The organism is Mycobacterium sp. NTMscope_Eco_3 (assembly GCF_976985685.1).
This window is the reverse complement of the sequence record NZ_CDRJYZ010000001.1, coordinates 1,478,647-1,498,122: the sequence shown is the minus strand read 5'-3', so window position 1 is coordinate 1,498,122 and position 19,476 is coordinate 1,478,647. Positions and strand designations below refer to the sequence as shown.

At 63.4% G+C, this 19,476-nt stretch carries 21 protein-coding genes; 14 read left to right on the top strand and 7 right to left on the bottom strand.

The window, feature by feature from the left end:
• Positions 1-18: 18 nt before the first annotated feature.
• Genes AC0KTM_RS06960 through AC0KTM_RS06945 form a run of 4 tightly spaced genes read left to right on the top strand, consistent with a single transcriptional unit; the run spans position 19 to position 3,376 of the window.
• Positions 19-1,128, top strand: coding sequence for an acyl-CoA dehydrogenase family protein (locus AC0KTM_RS06960; protein ID WP_225326996.1), 1,110 nt, complete (start codon positions 19-21; stop codon positions 1,126-1,128).
• On the top strand, positions 1,125-1,577 hold the full coding sequence (locus tag AC0KTM_RS06955; protein WP_472415261.1) for a MaoC family dehydratase: 453 nt from the start codon (positions 1,125-1,127) through the stop codon (positions 1,575-1,577). Before AC0KTM_RS06960 ends, AC0KTM_RS06955 begins: the two co-directional genes overlap by 4 nt.
• A complete protein-coding gene (locus AC0KTM_RS06950) occupies positions 1,574-2,752 on the top strand; it encodes a lipid-transfer protein (RefSeq protein WP_225326998.1) in 1,179 nt (392 codons plus the stop codon). Before AC0KTM_RS06955 ends, AC0KTM_RS06950 begins: the two co-directional genes overlap by 4 nt.
• Before the next feature lie 21 nt (positions 2,753-2,773).
• Positions 2,774-3,376, top strand: coding sequence for a TetR/AcrR family transcriptional regulator (locus tag AC0KTM_RS06945; protein ID WP_472417393.1), 603 nt, complete (start codon positions 2,774-2,776; stop codon positions 3,374-3,376).
• 207 nt (positions 3,377-3,583) lie between these two features.
• Here AC0KTM_RS06945 and AC0KTM_RS06940 read toward each other — a convergent pair whose 3' ends face one another.
• A complete protein-coding gene (locus AC0KTM_RS06940; RefSeq protein ID WP_472415259.1) occupies positions 3,584-4,492 on the bottom strand; it encodes a helix-turn-helix domain-containing protein in 909 nt (302 codons plus the stop codon).
• Positions 4,493-4,579: 87 nt separating this feature from the next.
• Here AC0KTM_RS06940 and AC0KTM_RS06935 point away from each other — a divergent pair, with 87 nt between their 5' ends.
• From AC0KTM_RS06935 to AC0KTM_RS06905, 7 genes are read left to right on the top strand one after another with little or no spacing between them, the layout of a single operon-like run.
• Positions 4,580-5,818 carry an alkyl sulfatase dimerization domain-containing protein gene (locus tag AC0KTM_RS06935; protein ID WP_472415257.1) on the top strand — a complete coding sequence of 413 codons (1,239 nt, stop codon included), beginning with the start codon at positions 4,580-4,582 and terminating at the stop codon, positions 5,816-5,818.
• Positions 5,815-6,564 carry an SDR family NAD(P)-dependent oxidoreductase gene (locus tag AC0KTM_RS06930; RefSeq protein ID WP_472415255.1) on the top strand — a complete coding sequence of 250 codons (750 nt, stop codon included), beginning with the start codon at positions 5,815-5,817 and terminating at the stop codon, positions 6,562-6,564. Before AC0KTM_RS06935 ends, AC0KTM_RS06930 begins: the two co-directional genes overlap by 4 nt.
• A complete protein-coding gene (locus AC0KTM_RS06925; RefSeq protein WP_472415253.1) occupies positions 6,561-7,766 on the top strand; it encodes a sulfotransferase family protein in 1,206 nt (401 codons plus the stop codon). Before AC0KTM_RS06930 ends, AC0KTM_RS06925 begins: the two co-directional genes overlap by 4 nt.
• Before the next feature lies 1 nt (position 7,767).
• On the top strand, positions 7,768-8,532 hold the full coding sequence (locus AC0KTM_RS06920; protein ID WP_472415251.1) for an SDR family NAD(P)-dependent oxidoreductase: 765 nt from the start codon (positions 7,768-7,770) through the stop codon (positions 8,530-8,532).
• Positions 8,533-8,557: 25 nt separating this feature from the next.
• Positions 8,558-9,370, top strand: a complete 813-nt coding sequence (locus tag AC0KTM_RS06915; protein WP_472415249.1) for a sugar phosphate isomerase/epimerase family protein — start codon at positions 8,558-8,560, stop codon at positions 9,368-9,370.
• Between the two features lie 58 nt (positions 9,371-9,428).
• Positions 9,429-9,914, top strand: coding sequence for a VOC family protein (locus AC0KTM_RS06910; RefSeq protein WP_472415247.1), 486 nt, complete (start codon positions 9,429-9,431; stop codon positions 9,912-9,914).
• The gene (locus tag AC0KTM_RS06905) at positions 9,911-10,921 is read left to right on the top strand and encodes a zinc-dependent alcohol dehydrogenase (RefSeq protein ID WP_472415245.1); all 1,011 of its coding nucleotides are present in this window, start codon (positions 9,911-9,913) and stop codon (positions 10,919-10,921) included. Before AC0KTM_RS06910 ends, AC0KTM_RS06905 begins: the two co-directional genes overlap by 4 nt.
• A gap of 113 nt (positions 10,922-11,034) precedes the next feature.
• On the opposite strand, the gene AC0KTM_RS06900 is transcribed toward AC0KTM_RS06905, so the two are convergent.
• From AC0KTM_RS06900 to AC0KTM_RS06885, 4 genes are all read right to left on the bottom strand, one after another.
• Positions 11,035-11,220, bottom strand: coding sequence for a hypothetical protein (locus tag AC0KTM_RS06900; RefSeq protein WP_472415243.1), 186 nt, complete (start codon positions 11,218-11,220; stop codon positions 11,035-11,037).
• A gap of 4 nt (positions 11,221-11,224) precedes the next feature.
• A complete protein-coding gene (locus tag AC0KTM_RS06895; RefSeq protein ID WP_238957679.1) occupies positions 11,225-12,457 on the bottom strand; it encodes a cytochrome P450 in 1,233 nt (410 codons plus the stop codon).
• On the bottom strand, positions 12,454-13,686 hold the full coding sequence (locus AC0KTM_RS06890) for a CaiB/BaiF CoA transferase family protein (RefSeq protein WP_472415242.1): 1,233 nt from the start codon (positions 13,684-13,686) through the stop codon (positions 12,454-12,456). Before AC0KTM_RS06890 ends, AC0KTM_RS06895 begins: the two co-directional genes overlap by 4 nt.
• Before the next feature lie 134 nt (positions 13,687-13,820).
• Positions 13,821-14,297, bottom strand: coding sequence for a nuclear transport factor 2 family protein (locus AC0KTM_RS06885; RefSeq protein ID WP_472417391.1), 477 nt, complete (start codon positions 14,295-14,297; stop codon positions 13,821-13,823).
• 168 nt (positions 14,298-14,465) lie between these two features.
• Between AC0KTM_RS06885 and AC0KTM_RS06880 the strand changes: the two genes are divergently transcribed.
• From AC0KTM_RS06880 to AC0KTM_RS06870, 3 genes are all read left to right on the top strand, one after another.
• Entirely contained in the window at positions 14,466-16,079 is a 1,614-nt protein-coding gene (locus AC0KTM_RS06880; protein WP_472415240.1) for a class I adenylate-forming enzyme family protein, read from the top strand.
• Between the two features lie 192 nt (positions 16,080-16,271).
• A complete protein-coding gene (locus AC0KTM_RS06875; protein ID WP_472415239.1) occupies positions 16,272-17,051 on the top strand; it encodes an SDR family oxidoreductase in 780 nt (259 codons plus the stop codon).
• A gap of 15 nt (positions 17,052-17,066) precedes the next feature.
• Positions 17,067-17,870 (top strand): SDR family NAD(P)-dependent oxidoreductase, encoded by an 804-nt coding sequence (locus AC0KTM_RS06870; RefSeq protein WP_472415237.1) that lies wholly within the window; start codon positions 17,067-17,069, stop codon positions 17,868-17,870.
• Between the two features lie 16 nt (positions 17,871-17,886).
• Here AC0KTM_RS06870 and AC0KTM_RS06865 read toward each other — a convergent pair whose 3' ends face one another.
• Together AC0KTM_RS06865 and AC0KTM_RS06860 are read right to left on the bottom strand one after the other, a co-directional pair.
• Entirely contained in the window at positions 17,887-18,105 is a 219-nt protein-coding gene (locus AC0KTM_RS06865; RefSeq protein WP_225327014.1) for a hypothetical protein, read from the bottom strand.
• A 10-nt stretch (positions 18,106-18,115) separates the two neighbouring features.
• Positions 18,116-19,354, bottom strand: coding sequence for a cytochrome P450 (locus AC0KTM_RS06860; RefSeq protein ID WP_225327015.1), 1,239 nt, complete (start codon positions 19,352-19,354; stop codon positions 18,116-18,118).
• Positions 19,355-19,476: the final 122 nt, after the last annotated feature.

Sequence of the window (19,476 nt, the reverse complement as noted above, 5' to 3'; positions counted from 1 at the left end):
ACGAGGCACCAGGCGAACATGGATTTTTCCTTCACCGAAGAACAAGAGACCGTCGGCAAGGTGGCCCGCCAGCTCTTCGAGCACCGCGCCACCACCGAGCAGCTCACCGAGTTCGAATCGGGCGAGATCCGTTTCGACCCCGCGCTGTGGCGGGAGCTGGCGTCGTCGGACTTGCTGGGCATCGCGCTACCCGAATCCGTCGGCGGCAGCGGTGGCAGCTTCCTCGACCTCGGCGTGCTGCTCGCGGAGGTCGGCTGGAGCGTTGCGCCGGTTCCGGTCTATGCGACCCTGGTGCTCGGCGCGGATACGATTGCGCGGCATGGTGACTCGACTATCCAGCAACAATACCTGCCGAAAGTGGTCGACGGCAGCACAATCCTGACCGCTGCGCTCGCCGAACCGGGAAGCTCCGACCCGGCCGTCCCACGCACCACCGCACGGCCCGATGGAGGCGCCTGGATCCTGGACGGCGTCAAGGAGCTCGTGCCCGCCGCCCAGCTTGCCGACGCCATCATCGTCTCGGCCCGAGCCGACGACGGCCCTGGGCTGTTCGTCGTCGAGACGGCCACCGAGGGCGTCGTCGTCACACCGGCAATAACCACCAATGGTGAGCCCTACGCTGACGTCGAACTCTCCCATGCTGTCGGACATCGCCTCAACGGGTCAAGCGGTGCGGATGCCGTCGGCTCGCTCTACACCAGGGCGCTCGTCGGCCTATGCGCGATGCAGGTCGGCGTGACCGAACGCGCCCTGAAGATCGCGGCGTCGTACACCAGTGAACGCGAGCAGTTCGGTAGGCCGATCGGTTCATTCCAGGCCGTGCAGCAGCGGCTGGCCGATGCATTCATCGACGTCGAGGCGATTCGATGGACCACCTGGCACGCGGCGTGGCTGATCGCGGAAGGACGGCCCGCGGTCCGCGAGGCCGCCATCGCCAAATTCTGGGCCGCTGAAGCGGGAGCCCGGGTCGTCGCATCAGCCCAACAGGTCCACGGCGGCATGGGCATCGACGTCACCTACCCGCTGCACCGCTATTTCCTGTGGGCCAAGCAGATCGAGCTCGCGCTCGGCTCTGCCCCCCAACAACTCGCCCGGCTCGGCGCAACATACCCGGAAGGAAGCAAATGACCTCCACCGTCGACCGCACCACCACGCTCGCATGGAATTCCATCAACGTTGGCGACGAAGTCACCCCGATGGACGTTCCGGTGACCACCACACTGATCGTGGCAGGCGCCATCGCATCCCGTGACTACATGCCCGTACACCATGACCGCGACTTCGCGAATTCCCAGGGATCCAAAGACATCTTCTTGAATATCTTGACGACCAACGGGCTTTGCGTGAAGTTCCTCCATGACTGGGCGGGCCCCGAGGCGATGATCAGAAAGTTGTCCATCCGGCTCGGCGTACCGGCATACCCGAATGACCCGATGCGCTTCACGGGATCCGTCACGGACAAATCGTCGAGCGACGGCGAAGGATTCATCGAGGTCACCTTCAAGGGCACCAACAGCCTCGGCGACCACGTCTCCGGAACCGCGGTGCTCAGCTTGCTCGAAGGCGTGGATGCATGAACAGGGACTCCAGCGGGATTGGCGGCAAGGCCGCCCTCGTCGGGATCGGACAAACCGAGTTCTCCAAGGAATCGGGCCGCAGTGAGATGCAACTGGCCTGCGAGGCAGTCAAAGCCGCCATCGGCGACGCCGGCCTTCGTCCCGCCGACATCGACGGCATGGTGACCTTCAGCGTCGACGACAACGAGGAGATCGAGGTCGCCCGCAATGTCGGGATCCGGGATCTGACTTTCTTCACCCGGGTCCCACACGGCGGTGGCGCGGCCGCGGGAACGGTGATGCAGGCCGCGATGGCGGTCGCGACGGGCGTCGCGGAAGCGGTGGTGTGCTACCGCGCCTTCAACGAGCGCTCCGGATTCCGCTTCGGTGGTGCCGGCCGCCAGCCGGGCGTGACTCCGCTATGGATGGCACCCTATGCGCCGTTCGGGTTCATGACGCCGGCCGCGTGGGTGGCGTTGCACGCTCAGCGCTACATGACGACATACGGCGTCACCAACGCCGATTTCGGCAAAATCTCCGTCATCGACCGCAAGCATGCCGCGAAGAACCCCGACGCCTGGTTCTACCAGAAGCCGATAACCCTTGAGCAGCACCAGCAATCGCGGTGGATCATCGAACCCGTGCTGAGATTGCTCGACTGCTGCCAGGAAAGCGACGGCGGCGTTGCCATGGTCGTGACGAGCGTCGAGCGCGCCCGCGACCTGGCCAAGCCGCCCGCCGTCATCGCAGCCGCCGCGCAAGGCGCCGCCTACGACGGCGAGGTGATGACCAGCTACTACCGCGAGGAGATCACGGGCCTGCCCGAAATGGGCGTCGTCGGCGACAAGCTGTGGCGGGATTCCGGTCTTAAACCGCAGGACATCTCGACGGCCTTCCTCTACGACCACTTCACGCCATTCGTCTTCACTCAACTCGAGGAGCTCGGATTCTGCGGCCGCGGGGAAGCCAAGGACTTCGTCTCGGTCGAAGAACTGTCGCTGGGCGGCCGGATGCCGATCAATACCAACGGTGGACTGCTCGGCGAGGCGTACATCCATGGCATGAACGGGATTACTGAGGGCGTCCGGCAGGTGCGCGGCACGTCGCACAATCAGGTGGCCAACGTCGAACACGTGCTAGTCACGTCGGGTACGGGTGTTCCGACGAGCGGTCTGATCCTCGCACCCGATCACTGAGTGGGAAAGCCGGTAATCGAGATGACGTACGCGACTGCGGTCGACACCCGCGAGGTGCTCATCTCGGCCGCGTTCGCCTGCTTCCGCACGCAAGGATTGCGGAAGACGACGATCGTCGACATCGTGCGCACCGCAGAAGTCTCCAGGAGCACCTTCTACGAGTACTTCCCGGACAAGGAGACGATTGTGGGGGCTTGTGCGGAGGCGGCGTCTCAGCGCTTCTATCGCAGGCTGGCCAAGGCAATCGACCGCCATGGCGGCAGCACCCTAGAGGAAAAACTGGTCCGGGCTGGCGTTTTCGTCACCCAGGCCCGCCGGGTGGTGGAGCCCGAATCCTATTTCGACCAAGAAGTAGTCAGCCTGATGTTGACCAAGAACGCGTCGACCCTCCTACAGGAATGCGGCGAGTTTCTTGCGCCGTACGTCTCCGCCGCACGGCTGACGGGCGAGGTCCGCGGTGACCTCGACATCCGGTCGGCAACGGAGTGGTTTGCGCGAATGCTGTTCTCGCTGTTCACGACTGAATCGCCCTATCTTGACATGGGTGACGACGACGTGGTCGCCGACTTCGTCCGCGCCCACGTCGTGCGGGGATTTCTGAGTGACGGACTCAAGAGGCGCTAGTGTCGTGAGTCGTTAACCCGTATTCGGATAGTTGGCTTGGCCTGTGCCGGGCCCTGCTGCTGCGTCTGTGGTTTTGTCTAGCGCCTAGCGTGAGCAGTTGTGGGCGTGGACCCCCCGTGAACTACTGCAAGCGAATTAATGACTCACGACACTAGAAGATTCCGGCCAGACGGTCAGCTCACACGAGAGTTTTTCCGGTGCCGGCATTTACGTCGCCTCGTAGCGAGCAATGACCGTTTCGAGTTCGGCGGCGGCGTGACACATTCGCTGACCTAACTCCTTCACGGCGGTCGCTTCCAGCGACGCGAAGGGGATCGCCGAGGCCGACATGACGACCGCGCCGTCGGTGTTCCGCACCGGAGCCATCACCATGGCCACTTCATTCAATTGGCCAGGGTGAAGCTCCCTGGTTAGGAAGTCGACCACGGTGCCGTCGGCGATGGCGGTGGCGAGGCTGGTGGTCACGATGTCGATGTCACCATGCCCGCTCAGCGCTTGAAGCGCAGTGTGCACCCGCAGCCATTCAGGGCTCAGACGCTCGATGGCGTAGCCGCGGTCGCGTACGTCGGCCAGTACTTCGTCCATACGAGAACGAAATTCGGGCGTCGCCGATTTCAAGCGTGCGAGCCAAGCCCCATGCGTTTGGTCATCGGCCCACGCGACGAACTCGCGGCCGAAAGGGGCCAGGAACGGGATGTGGAAGCCGAGGCCTACCTGGGCAGCTGTCGCCGTCTGGCCAGCGGTCTCGATCACCGTCATGTCGGTTCCGTTGCGCCGTACCAGCAGAACCTGCATCTGAAGTTCAGTCGCCAGTTCGGCCAGGCGGGCGCGCACGAGACGTCGTCCCGCTCCGGAGGGACGAGCCAATGCCTCGATGGCCGGGCCGCAACTGAATTGACCAGTCTCGGGGTCCCGAATTACCCAGTCGTGAACGGCCAGTGCATTCAGCACTGCGTGTGCGGTCGCTCTGCTGATTTCCAACGCTCGGCCGACTTCGGTGACCGTGAAGCAACGGTCGGGGGCACCACCCAGCAGGCTCATGACGGCGACCACCCGATCGGTGGGTGGCGAAACGGATTGACGCGGTTGGGAATCCAAGGTTACGCTCGGTGTCATGATATCGATGTTATATCGAATATTCGATATAGCAAAGTCCGGCCGGCTGAACCACGCCGCGCGGCTGGCGGAGAGGAAGTACGGCGTATGGGGTCAATTCATCACCGCCGACCCGGCGTCGAGGTGATTGCTGCCGCATCGGGTCAGCCGGCGACGTCGCTGGGCGATGGCATCTGGATGTCACCGGGAGTGTCGAACACCTATGCCGTAGAGACCAGCAGCGGGCGGATCATCATCAATACCGGAGTTTTCTACGAGGGGCCACTGCATCGCGACGCCTACCAGGCGGTGCCGGGGCCGACCCACACGATCATCGTCACGCAGGGCCACGCTGATCACTGGGGCGGAGCGGCCGCGCTCCGAGACCCAGACACAGCGGTGGTGATGCACGCCAACTATTACTACTGGCGCGACGACAACGAACGACTAATGCCGGCCCGTGTGCGCAACACCGCCTTCGCCTTCGAGAAATTCACCAGAGCCACGCTCGAACACCTCAAGGACGTCGACATGTCCCTTTTCGACATGTCTTTTCCTGAACCGACTATCACGTTCGATCGTCACCTGGGTCTGAACGTCGGCGGAAGGCAAGTGGACCTGCACTGGACGCCCGGAGGCGAAACCACCGATGCGCTGGTCGCATGGTTACCAGACAGCCGAGTCCTGTTCACCGGTAACCTGTTTGGCCCGCTGTTCGGTCACGTCCCAAATCTCGTGACGATCCGCGGTGATCGGTATCGCGATCCGATCCAGTACATCGAGGCGCTCAATCTGGTGCTGTCCCTGCAGCCCGATCGCCTCATCACCGGACACTTTGACCCCATCGAAGGTGCGGACCTTATCGCGACCGAGGTCACCGCCATGCGCGATGCCATGCAGTGGGTACACGACCGCGTCATCGATGCCATGGTGTCGGGCTCCGATATCTACAGCCTGATGAACGAAATCCGCCTGCCCGAACGTTTCGACGTCGGCGAAGGTTACGGGCGGACCACGTGGAACTCCCGCGCCATCTGGGAGCTCTACGGCGGCTGGTTCCACCACCGCTCCACCACCGAGCTGTTCCCCATCCCGCCGTGGTCGGTCGCGCCAGACGTCGTGGCGGCCGCTGGCGCCGAACGGCTCGTCGCGGCCGCCCGCTCGCGTTTAGATGCCGGCCAGGCGGTCGAGGCGCTGCACCTAACCGATCTAATTCTGGCCGGCGACGACACCAATGCGGCCGCCAAGGACGTCGCCATTGCCGCACACGAGCGCCTGCTCAGCGATGCAGACAACTTCTGGGTGAAGGCCTGGATCCAGCACTCCATCAAAGGATTATCGGCATGAACGCGGTCACCTTCGACTTCGCCGGCGCCAAGGTTCTCGTCACCGGTGGCACGAGCGGTATCGGACAGGAGATTGCCACCCAATTCGCCAAAGCGGGTGCCGCCGTGACCATTACCGGGACCCGTGCCTCCACCGAAGACTATGACGACGACCTGAGCGCATTCACCTACCGGCAATGCCAGATCCGCGACGAAAAATCGGTCGACGACCTCGCCGAATCGCTTGGCGAACTGGACATCCTGGTCAACAACGCTGGCGGCCCCTTCCCGGAGTGGAAGGATGAATGGACCCCCGAGGGCTTCGCCCTATCCCTGACGCAGAACCTCTTCGGCGCGATGCGTTTGACTATGGCATGCGAGGGTCTGCTCAAGAGCAGCACGGCACCCGGCGGAGCCAACGTCGTCAACACCACCTCAATGTCGGCGTTCCGCTCGGCGATCCTGTCACCGGGATATGGATCGTCGAAAGCGGCACTCACCGCACTGACATGGAATCTCGCGCGACGCTGGTGCAACGACGGCATCCGCGTCAACGCCGTCGCACCTGGCCTCATCCACACGCGACTGAGTGACCCCGGTATCAATCTCCCGCAAGTCGTCGATGTTGAAATCGGATTCCATACTCCGCTCGGGCGTCCTGGAAAGCCTGAAGACTGTTGGGCAGCAGTGCTATTCCTCTGTAGTGAACCGGCCAGGTACATCACCGGAACCACCATCGCCGTCGACGGAGGGTACCTGACGGTATGAGCACCGACACGCCGCCCGCGGTGGATTACCGTACGGTCCGCAGCCCCGATGACGTCCTGCGCCTCGCGCAGCAGCGCAGCGGTTTACACGAAATCGATTCCGATTCCTGGCGGGAAGGATTGGCGATCCTGCTCGACGAAATTCACTCCTCGCCGCTGGTCACCGACTCCGGTCGCGAATACCTCATCAGCAACTTCGCGCGGGTCCTCGCGAGCCGCCTGGAAGTGCACGATTACGCGAAGCGCCACCCCGAAGTGCGCGAGCAGGAGATCAAACGGCCCCTCGTCACCCTTGGGATGCCGCGCACAGGTACCACCGTGATCAGCTATTTACTGGGCGAAGACCCGGCACGCCGCTCACTGCTGCACTGGGAGTGCATCCACCCGGTGCCGCCCGCGACCACTGCAACTCTGAAGAGTGATCCGCGATGCTTGGCCCTCCTTGAAGAGCAGCAAGTGATGCTGAAAATGGTGCGGAAGGCCAAAGTTGCCATCCCGCACTGGGAAGACGCCGATGGTCCGACCGAGGACATGTTCATCCACGCCGCCGATTTCAAGGCCCTGTCGTGGGAATCATGGCAGCCCACTTCTCGATACTCCGAGTGGCTCATCGGCGAAGCGGACATGACAAGCACTTACGAGTATCAGAAGTTGGTGCTGCAAATCCTGCAGTCGAAGGCGCCTGGCACCTGGAACTTGAAAATGCCGTCGCACGCGGTGCACATCGAAACCCTGCTGACCGTGTTCCCCGACGTGCGTATGATTTGGGCCCATCGTGACCCGTTCAAGGCCACGGGTTCGCTGTGCAACCTGCTGATGATGCCCCAGCAGGTGGTGATGCGTGAAGCAGACATCGACCGGCGCGCGCTCGGCCGCAAGGCCACCGATCAGATGCGCGCGCACGTCACCCGCCCGCTTCGAGTCCGCGAGCGCATCGGAGATGACCGCTTCTTCGACATGTATTACTCGGAGATGATGCGTGATCCGATTTCAGTGATGCGCAGTCTGTACGACTGGGCCGGCGACGAACTCACCGATGACACCGTTCAGCGGATGCGTCGATGGCTTGCCGAACATCCTCAAGACCGGTTCGGTTCTGCCGCCTACTCATTGGAGCAGTACGGCTTGACCGTCGACGGGATCCGGCCCGTGTTCGACGAGTACTTAGCCACCTTCGACATCGAGCTTGAAGGGACTCCGTGACATGCCCGGGACTGGTGCGAACATACCCGGACGCAGACGAGTCCTGGTGACCGGCGCGGCCACGGGCATCGGCGCGGCCATCGTCGACGTCTTCGTGAATTCCGGCGCCGACGTCGTCGCCACCTTCCATGAGGCGCCGGCTCCCGAGCGCTCCCCAGCCTCCTGGCTTCGCTGCGACGTCACCAGCGTCACCAGCGTGGACGAGACGGTCGACGCAGCGGCGGCAGCCATGGGAGGCTTGGACGCCGTCATTCATGCCGCCGGCCTGTGGCTACCGGGCATCGCGGGAACGATCACCGACGCGGACATCGATCGCCTCGTGTCGATCAATGTGCGCGGGACCATCCACGTCAACCAAGCCGCCCACCGCGTCATGCAGGGCTCAGGAGGCCGGATCATCAATTTCGGCTCCGCAGAAGCGGTCATGGGCAGTCCCATCTCGGCGGTCTACGCGGCCACGAAGGGAGCGGTACACGCGTGGACGCGCTCCACCGCCAAGGCCTGGGGCAGTGAAGGCATCACCGTGAACGCGATCGCGCCGGCGATGCAGACGCCCGGAGCCGACCGCCTGCGTAGCTTTCTCGGTCCGGAAGGTTCGGCGTTCATGGACGAGAACCTGAAGTTGGCCATCCCATTGCGTGGAGCCCTCGGCGACCCGGCCACAGACCTTGCTCCGCTGCTGGTTTTCCTAGCCGGCGAGGGGTCTGGGTTCATCACCGGTCAACTGCTCGCCGTCGATGGCGGCCTCATCATGCTGGGCGCCTGAGAAATCACACCGATCGGAGTACACCATGGACCGGCTGGGCATCGAATTCCTGAGCATCTTCGGCATGCCGCCACTCGAATTCATCTCTCTCACCGCGGAGTTGGGCTGCCACTACATCTCCACGGCGTTGTACGGGGTGCCGCTGCCCGAATTGGGTTACCCGACGTATTCGCTCAAGGACGACACACGTCTGCGGCGTGAGGTGATCGCCGCCCTGGCCGATACCGGGGTGAAAATCTCCCTGGGCGAGGGACTGCTGATCCTGCCCGAACGCGACTCCGCCAGTCTGGCAGCCGATCTCGACCTGATGGCCGAGCTCGGCGCCGAGCAAGTCAATGTCGTGTGCTTCGAGCCCGATCTACGCCGAAGTTGTGACGAGTTCGCCGCCATCACCGCGATGGCTGCCCAGCGTGGAATGAATACCGTCACGGAGGTCGTGCCGGGTTTCACCGTCGGAGACCTCCGCACGGGCATGACGGTGGTCGAGTACGTCGACCGGCCCGAATTCCGCCTGCTGATCGACACCATGCACATCGCCCGGTTGGGCACGCGGCCCGCCGACCTCGCAGAAATTCCGCCGACCTGCATCGGATACATCCAGCTGTCCGACACCACTATGACCAGCCGATTCGACGACTACAACTTCGAGGCCATGAACGAGCGACTGGTCCCGGGTGCCGGTGAGGTGCCCCTGAAGGAGTATCTGGCCGAGCTCCCCAAGGACGTCGTCGTGGGCCTGGAGATGCCGCAACGCGAAGCGGCCCTCGCCGGTACCGGAGCGGCCGCACGACTGCGTCCCGGCGTCGAAGCAGCGCGCGAACTACTCGCATCCATCTGATGACCGTCTCACAACGCGCACGAAGAAAGGCAATGAAAATGGAAGAAGGGCAACGAGGATGAAGGCAGACGATCTGTACCACTGCGGACTCGTCGTCGAAGACTTCGACGCCGAGATGGCTTTCCTCACCGACGTAGTCGGTCACCGGTGGACTCAGGCTTTCGAGGTGGACCAGACGGTCGAACTCGACGGCCGGGTCGACACCATCCCCCTACGGCTGGCGTTCTCGCTGACCGAACCACGCCTGGAACTCGTCCAGGCCGTTCCCAACACCCTGTGGACCCCTTCGACCTCGGGCCTACACCACCTCGGATACTGGTCCGACGACATCGATGACGACATCGCGGCGCTGCGAGAAAATCACTTTGCTGTCGAGGGGCGGGGTCTGACCCCCGAAGGCGAGACGCTCTGGGCGTACTGCAAAGGACCGATCGGTCCCCGGATCGAACTCGTCAACCGCGTGATGCAGCCCGTAATGGAGAGCTTCTTCGCCATGGGGGCGGCCGATTCCGCGCGCGTGGACGGCGATCGGCCGATGCCATGAAGCAAGCGACAGTCATTGCAGTCGGCGAGACGGGGCTACTCGACGTTCCGAAGCCGCAAACCGGACCGAACGACGTCCTGTTGCGGATGCGTGCCTGCGGCGTGTGTGGGTCCGACGGGATTTACATATCCATGGGCGGGGTCCCACCTGTGCAGGGCCGCATGCCTCTGGGCCACGAACCCGCCGGTGAAGTCGTCGAGGTGGGCGCGGACGTCGTAGGGATCCAGGTCGGGGATCACGTGGTCGTCAACCCGATGAGCGCCCCGAGCGGCATCATCGGAAACGGCGGCACCACAGGGGCATTGGCACCGTACCTACTCATCGAGAACGCGGCGCGGGGACGCAGTCTCGAGGTGATACCCGAGCACGTGCCGTGGGAGGTAGCAGCGCTCAACGAGCCCATGGCCGTCGCCCTACACGGCGCCAATCGCTGCAACCCTCGAACCGGAGACAAGGTCGTCGTCTTCGGCGCCGGACCGGTGGGCCTCGGCGCAGTACTGGCGTTCAAATCGCTCGGCGTGGGCCACGTGGTGGTGGTCGACCCAATCACCGGCCGCCTCGACAAGGCGCTGCAGGTCGGCGCCGACGCCGTGATCAATCCCGCCGAGGAGGACGTCGCCGCTCGCCTCTTGGAACTGCACGGCGAGGGCGAATCAATGTTCGGCGGTCGGGTCGGGACCGATGTCTACCTCGACGCTGCGGGCGCGAAAGCCGTCGCCGACACCGTCCTGTCGGTGGCGAAGCGGGGCGCGCGATTGACGATCGTGGGCGTCCACAAGGAACCCGTGTCCGTGGAGCTGCTCAACGTGATGGGCAACGAAATCGAGATCGTCGGATCCTGCGGGTATCCAGACGAAATCTTCGAAGTGACAAAGGATCTGGTGACCAACTGGCAGAAATACGCCGTCATCGTCAGCCACACGATTCCGTTCGATGACGTCGAGGAGGCACTGCGGCTGGCGGCCACCCCCGGCGCCGCGGACAAGGTCGTCGTGACGTTCCCCTAACGTTGCGCGCGATCATCTTTGGGATTCGATCGCGGCGAGCAAGCCTGTCCCAGGCCTCCGCTCAAGGCCGCTGAGTTGCACCGATCGCTCGGCGAATAACCGACTTGCGGCGATCACGACGCGCTCGCGGTTGCGTTTAGCGTCGGTGCGCGGGAGGCACCGCGTGAATGAAATCGACCGAGGCTCTTGTGTCTCGCCAGCCGCCCGTACAGCCACGCCAGCAATTCTCCGGCGATCTCGTCGCCGGCGTCGGCGAGGTCGGCCAATTCGATCACCGTCTGGCCCATCGGCGTCCGCAACACTTCATCTAGTTCTGCGCACGGGCACATTGGACCACCCGCAAACATTGGACATTGCCACCCGCCGCAGCCCGCTGCGATCGACTTCGTACTCGGGGAGGAGATCGAGCAGCGCGCCTAGGGCGATGCGGCTCTCCATCCGCGCCAACGCCGCCCCCAAACAACTGTGCACGCCGTACCCAAAGGCGAGATTGAAGCCCATCTTGCGCTCCCTGTCGATGTCGAGCCGATCGGGATCTGGGAACATTCGCTCATCGCGCGTCGCTGAACCTGTGACGAGCAACACGGCGCTGCCCTCGGGAATTGTCTTGCCGTGCAACGTCACATCGCGGGTGGCGGTGCGGACCTGGTACTGCGACGGCGCCTCGTAACGCAACAGCTCTTCGATCGCGGCCGGAATCTTGCTACGGTCCTTCTGCAACTTCTGCCACTGGTCGGGAAAGTCGGAAAAGGCGACCATGGCGTTGCCGACGAGCTTGGTGACGGTCTCCGCCCCCGCTCCCCCGAGCATGGTCGCAAATCCGGTGATATCCACATCGGTGAGCTTCTCGATCTGCCCGTCTCGCTCGATCTCGGTCTCGATGAGGCGGCTGATCATGTCGTCGCAGGGCTCGGCACGGCGCTTCTGCACCAGGTTGTAGTAATAGATCCCCGTCTTCGTCGAGGCCTCGAAACCCTCTGCGGTGGTGGCGATCTCACCTGGACGGCGTTCGAGCAGCAGATCGAGCCAGAGACGAATCTGGTCGCGGTCCTGCTTCGGCACTCCCAACATGGTGGTGATGACCTCGTTCGGAAACAAGGCCGAGAAGTCGGCCACCACGTCGAAGGAGGACGGGTCGAGCGCGTGGATGCGCTCGTAAACCTTCTCGCGCACCATGTCTTCCAGTGCCGCAATGGCACGGGGGGTGAACACGTTGCTCACCAGCCGGCGCATCTTCTGATGTTCGGGCGGGTCCATCGAGATGATCACCTTGGGCACCGGCAGCGCATCGTCGTGCGCCTGCACCATGTCCAATGTCGCGCCCTTGGCGGAGGAGAACGTTTCGTGGTCTTTGGTCGCGGACGCGACGTCGTCGTAACGGGTCAGGGCCCAGAAATCCCACTTCGCGTTGTAATAAACGGGAGCCTCGTCGCGCAGGCGACGGTAGGTGTCGAACGCTCCATTGAAGAAGTCCTCCGAAAACGGGTCGAAGTCGACAGGACTCTCAGAAGCGATCTGCGACGGCGTCGCGCTCATAGAATGGCTCCAATTTCCTTGTAGCTCGCGATGGTGTCCCAGTCCAAGCCGGCCTCCATCAACACCTCTTCGGTGTGCTGGCCATGTTCCGGCGCCCCGGGCGGGACAACGGCCCGTTCGTCGAACTGGACGGGGTTTGTGGGCAACGAGTATGGCGAGCCGTTCATCGTGGTGGTGTTCGCGATATAGCCGTTCGCGCTCACCGCTGGGTCATGGCAAAGTTCTCCCGGTGTCTGCACCACTCCCCAGGCTCCCGAAATGTCGGCCAGCTGTTCGCGCCATTCGGCCAGTGTGCGTTGGGCAAACACGTCGTCCATGCGCGAGATGAGTTCCGTTCGGTTGGCGAATCGTGATGCGGGATCGGCGAATCGCTCATCACCGACCAGTTCGGGTAGGCCGATGGCGCGCATCGCTTCGGCGTAGAACTTGTCGAGTTGCAGCATCATCAGCTGGACATAACGTCCATCCTTGGTGCGGTAGGTTCCCACCAACGGGTTGGGCGCGTCGGCGTGGCTGTAGTTCGGGATCGAGCTGCCACCGTGGATCTGGCTCACGGCGACATCGGGACTGAGGTTCCAGGCCGCTAACCCGAGCAGGGAGACATCCACAACCGACCCCTGACCTGTGGTCGCCTTCTTGTACAACGCGGCCGCAATCCCGCCTGCGATCGCCATGCCCCCGAGGAGGTCTCCGAACGCGGGTCGCGACCGCACCAGCTCGCCGGCACCGTCGGTGAGCACGGTGGCGATGCCGCCGCGCGCCCAGTAGGAGACGCCGTCGTAGCCGGGTTTGTCCGAATCCGGGCCCTTGGGGCCGTGGCCTGACCCGCGCACGTAGACGATGCCTGGGTTCGCGGCTCGGATGTCATCGACGTCGATGCCGAGCTTCTTGCGGCGGCTCGGCAGATAGCTGGTGAGGAACACGTCGCACGTCGCGGCAAGCTTACGGATGACGTCCTGGCCGCCGGGAGTATTCAGGTCGACGCCGATCGACTTCTTTCCCCGATTCGGTATCTCGATCATGTAGTTGACCGTGCCGCCGCCCTCGTCCACGATGCCCATCGTGACGAGGCCACGCTGTGGGTCACCGCCCTCGCACGGCTCCACCTTGATGACCTCGGCGCCCCACTCCGCCAGCACGGCGCCGGCCGACGGCACGAAAGTCCACGCGGCAACCTCTAGGACGCGGACGCCACTGAGTACTTTGTCGGCGGAAATGACGGCCTCCATTGATCGCGGTGGTACGGGTGCGAGCGCACCGACAGGTAAGCAACGGCGGAAACGCCTGCTTGCATTCAGTGAGAATGTCAGTTTCGCGCGGATTTGTAAACCGCGTCGAAGCGTGAGGCAGCCAGCACCGAACGTTATGGGCGCGCCGAGAGCCGTTCGGGCAACGCAAAATCTCCGTCGGCCCAGAAGTCCCGCCACGTCGGCATCCGGTGAGGCATGGCCGCACGCAACCGAACGTCGGCAGGCCAGCGCATGAACTCCGGGCCCGGGCGCTCCGTCACATCGACCGAGTACCAAGGGTGTTCCCTTCGCTTGACGAAGCACCACTGACCGTCGCGACGCTCGTAGACGTCGTCATAACGCATCGTGATCACGAACCACCCGTCGCCGTCCTCGTGTTCGGCGCGGCAATACACCGATCCGATCGCGTGGTCAGCGTCGACGAAGTCGAATTGGTGGCCGCAGATCAGATGGATGCTGCGATAGAACCGCCGAAGCACCCTGTCGTACCAACGCTTCAGTGCATCTCTGCCCCGACCCTCGGCACCCGCATCGACGTCGTCGACGAACAACGCCACCAGGGCACCGAGATCTCGCGCGTCGAGGGCCATCGCGTACCTGCTGGGCAACTGACTGATCGCGAGGCACGATTCGGTCCGGTCCAATCGATCGACTATGTCGCGATTCCCCGATTCTGTGACCATGGCGAAATTGTAAGCAGGGAGCGAGCTGCGAGAACCAATGTTCTCGTTTTTCGCAAATGCTACTATCCTGCGGACATGCCGTTCCCGAACATCTTGCCCACGATTCCTGCTCTGGTGAGGTCCTGCGCGGCACGTTTCGGGGACAAGCCGTTCCTCATTGCCAATGGCCAGGTACTCACCTATGCCGATCTTGACCGCCGCTCGGCCGCGCTGGCGATCTCCCTGTTAGCGGAGGGCATCGGCAAGGGTGACCACGTCGGAATCTTGATGCCCAACAGCATCGACTGGGCGTTGGCGTGGTTTGCCACCACGCGCATCGGCGCGGTGGCCGTTCCGCTCAATACCTTTTACAAGGCGTCCGAACTCGCCTGGACCGCGCGCCACGCTGACCTGCGCGCGATCTTGACGTGGTCACGGTTCCGCAATCACGATTTCGTCGCGCGCCTGCAGGAAGCTCTGCCAGGGCTGGCCGATCAGCGTGAGCCAGGCCGCATCGCGGTACGAAAAGCACCGTTCCTGCGGACCGTCGCGGTCTGGGGATCATCCGATCAAGTGTGGACGACGCCGATCAACGGCGATGGCGACGTGTCGGCCGGCGACGCCGACTTCCTCGTCGACGTGGAACTGTGTGTAACGCCGGCCGATGACGTGATGATCATCTACACCTCGGGCAGCACCGGGGATCCGAAGGGACCCGTCCACACTCAGGGCACGCTGGTCCGCCATACCTACAACCTCACTTTCACCTATGGCGTCAGCCACGATGACGTGATGTTCACCGCCATGCCCTTCTTCTGGGTGGGAGGTTTGATCACCGGATTGAATGCCGTGATCCACCACGGGGCAACCCTGGTCACCCAGCCCGCCTTCGATGCCGCCGAGGGCCTCGAGCTCATCGAGCGCCACCGCGCGACGATCACACTGGGCTGGCCCCAACAAGGCAAGACCCTGGCCGAACATCCCGACTTTTCGGTGCGCGATCTGAGCTCGGTGCAACGCACCAGCATGCCCGCGATGGTGCCGCCCTCGCGGCGACCCAAGGGCCCCAATGCATTAGGGATGACGGAACTGTGCGGCAACCACATCGGGGTCGACCCCTACGTGCCGCAACCGCCCGACCGGTCCGAAACAGGCGGCGTATCGATCGAAGGGCTGCAACATGTGCTGGTCGACCCCGACACAGGACTGCCGACGCCTCTCGGCACGCCGGGCGAGATCTGGGTCCGCGGATACTCACTGATGCAACGCCTGTACAAGCGTGAGCGCGAAGAAGTGTTCACCCCCGACGGCTACTATCGCACGGGCGATTGCGGCGTCGCGTACGACGACGGTTGGATCAGGTTCACCGGCCGGTTGGGCGATCTGATCAAGACGGGTGGCGGCACTAATGTCACACCCAGCGAAGTTGAACGGGCGCTATCCGACTGCGACGGTGTGCTCGAGGCGTACGTGGTCGGCGCCGAAAGCGATGAGTACGGAACGGTGGTCGCCGCCGCGGTGGTCCCGCGCGGTGAATCCACGCTGGACGGCGAGTCCTTGCGGACGCAACTGCGTGACCGGCTGTCGGCGTACAAGGTGCCGAAATTCATTTGGGTCACTGCAAAGGAGGACCTCCCGTTCACCGCGACAGGAAAGGTTAAGAAGTCGCAGCTGGCGCAACAGCTCACCGGCCTGCTGGCGCGCCGCTAAGGGGCGATCGATTAGGCGACGCAATAAAACCAGCCGCAGTGAAAACGTCGATCCTTATATGCGCGAATCACAACTTCGGTCCAGTTCGCCATTCGCGCCGAAGGGACGTATGCGAGAGAGGCAGAAGATGACGGGCAGCGCCGAGATCGCCGTAACGCCGTCATTCATGAAATCACCCAAAGGAGGCAGAGAATGAGCGACCGGCACTCCACCATCGCGGGGACACGAATGCTGATCATTGGCGCGTCGTCCGGGATCGGACAGGCGCTGGCCCTCGCCGCCCACTCCAGGGGCGCCACGGTAGCACTCGCCGCGCGACGGGTAGACCGCCTGGCAGAGCTGGCCGATCGGCTCGGCGGATCGGCTCATGAGCTCGACGTATCCGATCCGCGCGCCATCGAATCCGTCATCAGCGATGTTGCTGCCAAATTCGGGAAACTCGACGCAGTGGTATTCACCAGTGCCGTGGTGCCGTTCGCGTTGATCGAAGAGACCGATGTGGACACGTGGCTGCACGCGTACGCCGTCAACGCTGTCGGTGCCTCCCACGTACTGCGGACGGCCCTCCCCCACTTGGCCGACAACGCCACGGTCGTCGTCGCGTCGAGCCACGACGTAGGCAGTCCCCGCGCGGGTGTGGCCGCCTATCATGCGAGCAAGGCCGCACTCGACGAGATCCTGCGCTCCTGGCGGGCCGAACATCCCGAGATCGCCCTGGTCCGCGTCAGCGTCGGCCCCACGTGTGACACCGAAATCCTGCGCGGAGCCGACCGTGACCTGCTGGCCGATCTATACCGAGCCTGGGCGCGTGGCGGCCAGATTCCGGACGAGATGTCCACGGTCGAAGACGTGGCCAACGCAATGCTTTCCCTCATCGCCATTTCGCACGCCAACCCCACAGTGGTCAGCGAGATCGTTCACCTGGCTCCCCGGATCATCAAGAGCCAGCCGACTTTCACTGGCAGCGCATAAAGGAAGGACGGCTCGATGGACCTAGGTTTCGACGGTGCAACGGCGGTCGTCACCGGAGGCAGTAAGGGGATGGGGCTGGCGATCGCCGAGAGTCTCGGCGCCGAGGGCGCTTCCGTGGCGATCATGGCCCGCGGCCAGACTGCATTGGACTCGGCTGCGAGGCAAATCCGCAGTGCGGGCGCTCCCGAAGTGTTGACGATCACCGTCGACATGTCCGATGCCGAGTCCATCACATCGGCGTTCGCGTCTGTCGGTCATACCTGGGACAGCTTGAATGTCCTGGTACACACCGTCGGACCGAACGCGGGCACATTCGAAGAACTCGACGACGACGACTGGCACGCTGCCTTCGATCTGGGTGCGCTCTCCGCCGTGCGCTCGGTGCGGGCCGCGCTGCCCATGTTGCGATCGGCCGATTGGGCTCGCATCGTCACGTTCTCGGCACACTCGATTCAGCGCCAGAGCGCGCGCCTGGTCGCCTACACGGCCACCAAATCGGCGCTGTCGAGCTTCACCAAGAACCTGTCGAAAAGCCTTGGAGCCGGGGGTATTCTCGTCAACTGCATCTGCCCCGGTACCATCGTGACGGCGAGTTTCACCGAGAACCTGCGGGATGTGCTTGCCGCGGAGGGGTTGGACTCATCGGATCCCAAGCACGTGATGACGTGGGTCGAGCGGACGTACGGCCATCCCTGTGACGTCGGCCGTGCCGGATTGCCCGCAGAGATCGCATCCATCACCACGTATCTGGCGTCACGACGAAACGGCTACGTGACCGGGGCCACCGTCAACGTCGACGGCGGATCGGACTTCATCTGATCGCGAACTCACATCGCTAGAGCACCACGTCGGCATCCGTACCGATGATGGCGTTGCGATCGGCGGACGCCAGCACCCCTGCTTCCGGGACCTCGCACAGCGCGCCCGCATCGACCCCGGCTTTGCCCGCGTCGTAGACCCGCACACCGACCAGTTCCAGGTCCGGCCGGCTCATGATGTGCCGCAAAGACATCATCCCGGTCACCCCGGTGGCCCGCTGGATCACGCGAGTCATGTCAGGATTCCTAATCCCACACGACGTCCAGGCGTGGTGGCGAACGAAAAATCGTGCCGCTCACGTAGGGCGGCGGAGCATCGGGGTCGAGCCGCAACCCTGGGAGTTTGTCGAGCAACGCGTTGAAGATCTTGGTGCTCTCCAGCCGCGCCAGGTGCATGCCCAGGCACAGGTGCGCCCCGTGCCCGAACCCGATGTGCGGCTTGCGGTCCCGAAAGATGTTGAAGGACTCGGCATCCTCCCATCGCGTCTCGTCATGGTTGGCGCTGCCGAGGTTGACCATCATCGTCGAACTCTTCGGGATACGGAGCCCGAAAAAGTCGATGTCGGTGGTGACCTCTCGGATGAAGTTGAGCAGCGGCGTCTCCCACCGGATGCCCTCCTCGATCGCCTGCGGCAACAGGCTGCGATCGGCCCGCAGCGCATCGAGTTGGTCGGTGTGGGTCAACAGACCCAACGCGAGGCTGGCCGTCGAGCGCGACGTGGTCTCTGCTCCCGCGGGCAAGAGATTGCGCATGAATCCGTAGATTTGTTCATCGGACATTTTGATACCGTCGATCTCGGCCTGAGACAGGATGGTAACCATGTCGTCCTTTGGCGACTTGCGCCGGTCGGCAAGGACTTCGACGAAGTACTCCTTCATCTCCGCCGAAGCTTTCATCGCCGTTTCCATGTCGGCACGAAAGCCCAGCAGATCGATGGCCAGCCGATGAAACTCACCGATATCCGATTCGGGCAACCCGAGAAGGGCGGCGATGATCCGCACGGGGATCGGCATGAACACCGCATCGACCAGGTCGGCGCGCTTGTCGTCGCGAAACTTCGCGATGGTGCGATCCACAACGGGCCCAACAAGTTCGGTGTCCCAGCGTTTCATCGAGGACCTCGCGAAGGCGAATTCGTGTAACTTGCGGTAGGTCGCGTGCTCGGGTTCCTGCATTTCCAGGATCGTCGGCCCTTGCAGTGGTCGCACCATATCCTCGTAGATCCGGGTGCTGAACGTGATGCTGTCGGTGAAGACGGCTTTGACCGCATCGAACGAGTACGCCGTGAATGTCTTCTTGCCGTCGGGACCATCGTCGGGAACACCCATTTCCGGCCAACCCGGGTGGACGGCCGCCTTCTGGCGCAGCTCGCGCAGCAGCGGGTACGGGGTCGCGTCGCCGTCGGCACCCATTCCCGCGTTGAACTTCGCCTGCGCCGCGCGGATGCGCTGCTCGATGTCGTCGGTAACCGTAGGCTCCGCCACGCGCCACCTCCCGTAAGGCCGCTCAACCTACAAGCTGTCGGTTGCAAACCTACATGATGTAGGTTGAACCAACCAGAACCTCAGAGAAATCCGAAAGCGCAACCTGGAGCGGTCGATTGGTT